The organism is Vibrio sp. 1288 (assembly GCF_033344475.1).
The window spans coordinates 1-505 of record NZ_JAWPOX010001193.1; the positions used below are offsets into that span (position 1 = coordinate 1).

Here is a 505-nt window from a genome sequence, read left to right on the forward strand (position 1 = left end):
GGTTGTCACCGTGGCCATCGCGGTTCTCTTCGCCATTGGCTTCGTTATGTTTGTGCTTGTAAGAGACTAAATCTTGCAGCGTGAAGCCATCGTGGTAAGTGATGTAATTTACCGTGAGTTTGTATGGCCAGTTGGCGGCGCTGTAAATATCGCGAGAGCCCATAAGGCGAGTGGCGAACTCTTTCAAATAGCCTTGATCACCACGCCAAAAACTGCGGGAAATATCGCGCAGCTTGTCGTTACATTCGTTCCAACCAAATGGGAAGTTACCAACTTGATAGCCATTAGGGCCAATATCCCACGGCTCGGCAATCAATTTGGTTTCACGCAAAATCGGGTCTTGAGCGACGGCTTTGAAAAATGCCGCTTCCGGGCTGTAATCATCCCCTTGACGTCCCAAAGTGGCGGCCAAATCAAAACGGAAACCGTCGATTTTGAATTCGCTAACCCAGTAACGCAGCGTGTCCATAACCAGGTTTAATGCTGGTTGATCTGAACTCCAGTC

General features: G+C 49.1%; 1 pseudogene. It reads right to left on the reverse strand.

The features are described 5' to 3' along the window. A pseudogene (locus R8O11_RS31625) lies at positions 1-505 on the reverse strand (glycogen debranching enzyme); the annotation flags it as partial.